This is a genomic window from Buchnera aphidicola str. APS (Acyrthosiphon pisum) (assembly GCF_000009605.1).
Lineage (GTDB): Bacteria > Pseudomonadota > Gammaproteobacteria > Enterobacterales > Enterobacteriaceae > Buchnera > Buchnera aphidicola_I.
This window is the reverse complement of record NC_002252.1, coordinates 1-7258: the sequence shown is the minus strand read 5'-3', so window position 1 is coordinate 7258 and position 7258 is coordinate 1. Positions and strand designations below refer to the sequence as shown.

General features: G+C 30.6%; 3 protein-coding genes and 1 pseudogene. All 4 read right to left on the bottom strand.

Annotated elements, in window-relative coordinates; all coding sequences use genetic code 11:
- Window positions 1–1457: 1457 nt before the first annotated feature.
- The 4 genes and pseudogenes from trpG (BU_RS00020) to BU_RS00005 all read right to left on the bottom strand — a co-directional run bounded on the left by trpG (BU_RS00020) (window position 1458) and on the right by BU_RS00005 (window position 7258).
- Window positions 1458–2060 (bottom strand): anthranilate synthase component II, encoded by a 603-nt coding sequence (trpG, locus tag BU_RS00020; protein WP_010892290.1) that lies wholly within the window; start codon window positions 2058–2060, stop codon window positions 1458–1460.
- Between the two features lie 2 nt (window positions 2061–2062).
- Window positions 2063–3630: pseudogene (locus tag BU_RS00015) on the bottom strand (anthranilate synthase component 1).
- 1457 nt (window positions 3631–5087) lie between these two features.
- Window positions 5088–5690, bottom strand: a complete 603-nt coding sequence (trpG, locus tag BU_RS00010) for an anthranilate synthase component II (protein ID WP_010892290.1) — start codon at window positions 5688–5690, stop codon at window positions 5088–5090.
- A gap of 2 nt (window positions 5691–5692) precedes the next feature.
- Window positions 5693–7258, bottom strand: a complete 1566-nt coding sequence (locus tag BU_RS00005; RefSeq protein WP_010892289.1) for an anthranilate synthase component 1 — start codon at window positions 7256–7258, stop codon at window positions 5693–5695.

The following is a 7258-nucleotide window of genomic DNA, read 5'->3' as shown; positions in this document are numbered from 1 at the left end:
TTCATCTAATTTTCGTTTTATAATAACTAACTTTTTAAATTAAAGCAATAATATCATTTTTGATTTTACAAAAAATGTATAATATATATTTAAGTATTTAATAAATATGTTAAATAAAGTGATACTAATTAATAGTATAATACAAAACAACAATAACAATTAAAAACCTTATATATAATACATGTATTTGTTTTTTTCTTTTAAAAGGATTTTTAAAGAATGCTAATCTTAATTAATTTATTGTTTTTAATGTTTTTCTTTTTTCCGCGTAAGATTCCTATGTATCGGAAAGTGTCTTGTATATATATACAAAACTTATCCCCAGACTTATGAACATGTTATCAACATGTATTGTATGAATTAAAAAAAAATTTTTTTATAAAAAACATAATGTTAGAGTATTTTGTTTTGGAATTTATCTTAAAATTTCATATTTTTTAAAATTCACTTGTAGACAGAAACTGTGGATAACTTTTTAGAAAAAAATTTTCATTTTTTTCCTTTTTATTGAATTGTTTTGTATGACTGACAACAGTTCATTTTATAAAATTTTTATATGGAGATATTTTATCTCTATCATTGTTTGTCCAACTTTTGTTTTCATCTGTCTCAGAATCATGAATTATCTTTTATTGGTGATTGAAGTGCGTTTTCCGGGACTCATATATTTTTCAGACAGGGAGTTCACTTAAATTTTGAGAACTGCTTTTTAGAAAACTGATAGAAGAGCGATCTATAAGAAGATTGATGATGCTCTTGGATCCGACAGTCACCGCTAGTCTTCTCCTCCCCTTTACCAAATGTATTTTCTTTCTAATGGAGCACAAATTTACACACATACAGCGTGCTTATGAGGCTGACAAGACCGATTTAAAGTCGAGTCATTTAGACTCATGCATACAAAAGTGACATAGTACTTAAAATCGCCCCCCTTTTTTTATGTCGGTTTGATAATCTCTATTAATGAAAAAATACCCATCGTGATAAAGTTTGACTTATTTTCTGAGATACATTCCTGTATTGACAGTCACAGATTTCGACCAATTCTTTCATTTAATTTGATATCTGTATTCACCTCGATGACCAGTTTTAATCAATTCTTGTTGTGGTTTGTATGAAGTAAAAATTACACCCACCTTTCCTTGAATAATTTTCTCTTTTTCATACTTTCTATTTTTTCTAATGTATTTTTTGTGATTTTTCCTCCTGTTTTTGGGAACATTAACACTGTTTTAAAACTTCTTTTCAATAATTTCGGGTACGGTTTTATTAAAAAATTTTCATTGTGTATATTTGATTTTGTCATTCCAATTGCATGAGAATCATTGTTGTATGTTTTTGTTTTCAGGCACGTCTGGATGTTGAATTGTGTAATGCGATGACGCAGGAGGATTCAGTGTTATAAAAAGGGATATGGAATTTAAAAAAACGACTCGTTTGAGTAGAATCTTTTTTTTTTATTGTTTCTTGTTTGTGATATATTTTAAAGACGCCCAATGAATAATTTTTTCTAATATTTGGTCTCCATGTGTTGTTAAAATAGATTCAGGATGAAATTGAAAGCCGCAAACACGATCACAATTGTTTCTTACAGACATAATCATTTTTTCAAAATAGGAATTAATGACAAATTTCTCCGGAATTTTGTTGCAAATTAAGGAATGGTATCGAGCAACAGGTAGTGGTTGCGGTACACCCTCAAACATCTCTAAACCATCATGGCGGATTAATGATGCTTTGCCATGGAATATTTCACCTGCATATCCGATAATGCCGCCATACGCTTCTACTATTGCTTGATGACCTAAACAAATTCCTACTATAGGAATGTCCCCCTTGACTTTTTTTATTAAATCTAACATGCATCCTGCGTGTTTCGGCAAACTAGGTCCGGGCGACAGCATTAAAATCGGATGTGTTAATTTTTTAAGGGAATTGAAAATAATATCAATACTCACTGTATTACGATAAACTAAAACATTGTTTTTTTGATTTCTCAGTTGTTCAACTAAATTATAGGTGAATGAGTCTATGTTGTCTAACAGTAAAATATTTGCCATTCTTAAGAGGATCCCATTGTAAAATGTGCTTTTTTTATAGCATTTATTACAGCTTGCGCCTTGTTTAAACTCTCTTTCACTTCGTCTTCAGGTATTGTGAATTAAAAACAACACCGGCTCCTGCTTGAATTGTTGCGACACCTGATTCCACATAAGCTGAACGTATTGTGATGCAAGTATCTAAATTTCCTAAATCAGTAAAATAACCTATAGCGCCGCCGTAACTTCCTCTCCCTTCCCCTTCATATTCAGCAATTAATTGCATCGCTCGAACTTTGGGTGCACCAGTTAATGTCCCCATATTCATACAAGAGGAATATGCGTGAAGCGCATCTAAACCATATTTTAATTGCCCCACTACTTTAGAAACCAAATGCATCACGTGCGAATATTTATCCACCTTAACTAGATCGGAAACATATCTAGATCCCGGCTCACAAATACGTGCAAGATCATTTCTTGCTAAGTCAACCAGCATCAAATGTTCAGCAAGTTCTTTATGATTAGTTCTCATTTCAAGTTCTATTCTGCTGTCTAAATCGAGATCTAAAGTTCCGTCTTTTTTTCTACCTCTGGGTCTGGTTCCAGCAATAGGATAGAGCTCAATTTGTCTATTTTTTTCATCATATTTTAAAGAACTTTCTGGAGATGCACCGAATAGTATGAAATCTTCATCTTGCATAAAAAACACATAGGGACTGGGATTGCTTTTTTTTAATTCTTGATATGCTGATAATGAATTGTCACAAGGCAAAAAAAACTTTCGAGAGGGCACGACTTGGAAAATTTCACCTTTTTGAATTAATTTTTGTAATTTTTTTATTGTAGATGAATATTGAAAATCACTTATATTGGAAGTCAATTGAACTGGTACAGTTGTCTTATTTTTAGGAATGGATGTCAATTTTTCTTCCAGTTTCTTTTCTATTTCTTCTGTTCTTTTTTTAATTCTATTTTTTTCATCTACATTTCTGCCAAATAAACTGCTTTGAATCAAACATGTTTTTTTTTGATGATCTACAACAAGTAATGTTTCTGCTAAATAAAAACAAAAATCCGGGCATTTTTGTTTTTTCTTTACATTCGGCAACGATTCAAAATTAGAAATAAGATCATAAGAAAACAATCCGCCAAAAAACATTGCTTTACTTGTTCTTTTTGTGTTGTTAACAGATTTCATAATGAATCTGAAAGAATCAAATACTGATAAAGAAAAAATTTTTTTATCTTCATCAAGATTGTTGTCTAAAGAGGGAAAGATCAAGTTGATACTTTTGTTTTTTTCAAAAAATTTTATTTTTTTATGAGGGTTTTCTTTTAAAATAGATAATATCTCTGCTCCGTTTTCAGAGAGCGCAGTAATCTTAACTGAATTCTTGACAGCAGAGACGCGTATCGCGCTATCGACAATCATTATACTTTCTAAATTATTTTTTTTATTAACTTCTGCTGTTTCCAGTAATAATGTTGCGGGTCTTGATCCACAAAGATGATTAAAAACTGTTGTAGGATCAGAGTGATAATTAGCCTTTTTTTGTATTAATTTACGTCTCTTTTCAATCAAAAAAATTTCATCTAATTTTCGTTTTATAATAACTAACTTTTTAAATTAAAGCAATAATATCATTTTTGATTTTACAAAAAATGTATAATATATATTTAAGTATTTAATAAATATGTTAAATAAAGTGATACTAATTAATAGTATAATACAAAACAACAATAACAATTAAAAACCTTATATATAATACATGTATTTGTTTTTTTCTTTTAAAAGGATTTTTAAAGAATGCTAATCTTAATTAATTTATTGTTTTTAATGTTTTTCTTTTTTCCGCGTAAGATTCCTATGTATCGGAAAGTGTCTTGTATATATATACAAAACTTATCCCCAGACTTATGAACATGTTATCAACATGTATTGTATGAATTAAAAAAAAAATTTTTTTATAAAAAACATAATGTTAGAGTATTTTGTTTTGGAATTTATCTTAAAATTTCATATTTTTTAAAATTCACTTGTAGACAGAAACTGTGGATAACTTTTTAGAAAAAAATTTTCATTTTTTCCTTTTTATTGAATTGTTTTGTATGACTGACAACAGTTCATTTTATAAAATTTTTATATGGAGATATTTTATCTCTATCATTGTTTGTCCAACTTTTGTTTTCATCTGTCTCAGAATCATGAATTATCTTTTATTGGTGATTGAAGTGCGTTTTCCGGGACTCATATATTTTTCAGACAGGGAGTTCACTTAAATTTTGAGAACTGCTTTTTAGAAAACTGATAGAAGAGCGATCTATAAGAAGATTGATGATGCTCTTGGATCCGACAGTCACCGCTAGTCTTCTCCTCCCCTTTACCAAATGTATTTTCTTTCTAATGGAGCACAAATTTACACACATACAGCGTGCTTATGAGGCTGACAAGACCGATTTAAAGTCGAGTCATTTAGACTCATGCATACAAAAGTGACATAGTACTTAAAATCGCTCCCCCTTTTTTTATGTCGGTTTGATAATCTCTATTAATGAAAAAATACCCATCGTGATAAAGTTTGACTTATTTTCTGAGATACATTCCAGTATTGACAGTCACAGATTTCGACCAATTCTTTCATTTAATTTGATATCTGTATTCACCTCGATGACCAGTTTTAATCAATTCTTGTTGTGGTTTGTATGAAGTAAAAATTACACCCACCTTTCCTTGAATAATTTTCTCTTTTTCATACTTTCTATTTTTTCTAATGTATTTTTTGTGATTTTTCCTCCTGTTTTTGGGAACATTAACACTGTTTTAAAACTTCTTTTCAATAATTTCGGTACGGGTTTTATTAAAAAATTTTCATTGTGTATATTTGATTTTGTCATTCCAATTGCATGAGAATCATTGTTGTATGTTTTTGTTTTCAGGCACGTCTGGATGTTGAATTGTGTAATGCGATGACGCAGGAGGATTCAGTGTTATAAAAAGGGATATGGAATTTAAAAAAACGACTCGTTTGAGTAGAATCTTTTTTTTTATTGTTTCTTGTTTGTGATATATTTTAAAGACGCCCAATGAATAATTTTTTCTAATATTTGGTCTCCATGTGTTGTTAAAATAGATTCAGGATGAAATTGAAAGCCGCAAACACGATCACAATTGTTTCTTACAGACATAATCATTTTTTCAAAATAGGAATTAATGACAAATTTCTCCGGAATTTTGTTGCAAATTAAGGAATGGTATCGAGCAACAGGTAGTGGTTGCGGTACACCCTCAAACATCTCTAAACCATCATGGCGGATTAATGATGCTTTGCCATGGAATATTTCACCTGCATATCCGATAATGCCGCCATACGCTTCTACTATTGCTTGATGACCTAAACAAATTCCTACTATAGGAATGTCCCCCTTGACTTTTTTTATTAAATCTAACATGCATCCTGCGTGTTTCGGCAAACTAGGTCCGGGCGACAGCATTAAAATCGGATGTGTTAATTTTTTAAGGGAATTGAAAATAATATCAATACTCACTGTATTACGATAAACTAAAACATTGTTTTTTTGATTTCTCAGTTGTTCAACTAAATTATAGGTGAATGAGTCTATGTTGTCTAACAGTAAAATATTTGCCATTCTTAAGAGGATCCCATTGTAAAATGTGCTTTTTTTATAGCATTTATTACAGCTTGCGCCTTGTTTAAACTCTCTTTCACTTCGTCTTCAGGTATTGAATTAAAAACAACACCGGCTCCTGCTTGAATTGTTGCGACACCTGATTCCACATAAGCTGAACGTATTGTGATGCAAGTATCTAAATTTCCTAAATCAGTAAAATAACCTATAGCGCCGCCGTAACTTCCTCTCCCTTCCCCTTCATATTCAGCAATTAATTGCATCGCTCGAACTTTGGGTGCACCAGTTAATGTCCCCATATTCATACAAGAGGAATATGCGTGAAGCGCATCTAAACCATATTTTAATTGCCCCACTACTTTAGAAACCAAATGCATCACGTGCGAATATTTATCCACCTTAACTAGATCGGAAACATATCTAGATCCCGGCTCACAAATACGTGCAAGATCATTTCTTGCTAAGTCAACCAGCATCAAATGTTCAGCAAGTTCTTTATGATTAGTTCTCATTTCAAGTTCTATTCTGCTGTCTAAATCGAGATCTAAAGTTCCGTCTTTTTTTCTACCTCTGGGTCTGGTTCCAGCAATAGGATAGAGCTCAATTTGTCTATTTTTTTCATCATATTTTAAAGAACTTTCTGGAGATGCACCGAATAGTATGAAATCTTCATCTTGCATAAAAAACATATAGGGACTGGGATTGCTTTTTTTTAATTCTTGATATGCTGATAATGAATTGTCACAAGGCAAAAAAAACTTTCGAGAGGGCACGACTTGGAAAATTTCACCTTTTTGAATTAATTTTTGTAATTTTTTTATTGTAGATGAATATTGAAAATCACTTATATTGGAAGTCAATTGAACTGGTACAGTTGTCTTATTTTTAGGAATGGATGTCAATTTTTCTTCCAGTTTCTTTTCTATTTCTTCTGTTCTTTTTTTAATTCTATTTTTTTCATCTACATTTCTGCCAAATAAACTGCTTTGAATCAAACATGTTTTTTTTTGATGATCTACAACAAGTAATGTTTCTGCTAAATAAAAACAAAAATCCGGGCATTTTTGTTTTTTCTTTACATTCGGCAACGATTCAAAATTAGAAATAAGATCATAAGAAAACAATCCGCCAAAAAACATTGCTTTACTTGTTCTTTTTGTGTTGTTAACAGATTTCATAATGAATCTGAAAGAATCAAATACTGATAAAGAAAAAATTTTTTTATCTTCATCAAGATTGTTGTCTAAAGAGGGAAAGATCAAGTTGATACTTTTGTTTTTTTCAAAAAATTTTATTTTTTTATGAGGGTTTTCTTTTAAAATAGATAATATCTCTGCTCCGTTTTCAGAGAGCGCAGTAATCTTAACTGAATTCTTGACAGCAGAGACGCGTATCGCGCTATCGACAATCATTATACTTTCTAAATTATTTTTTTTATTAACTTCTGCTGTTTCCAGTAATAATGTTGCGGGTCTTGATCCACAAAGATGATTAAAAACTGTTGTAGGATCAGAGTGATAATTAGCCTTTTTTTGTATTAATTTACGTCTCTTTTCAATCAAAAAAAT

Coding starts and splice junctions, on each gene's coding strand:
- trpG (WP_010892290.1), bottom strand. CDS start 2,060: ATGGCAAATATTTTACTGTTAGACAACATAGACTCATTCACCTATAAT.
- trpG (WP_010892290.1), bottom strand. CDS start 5,690: ATGGCAAATATTTTACTGTTAGACAACATAGACTCATTCACCTATAAT.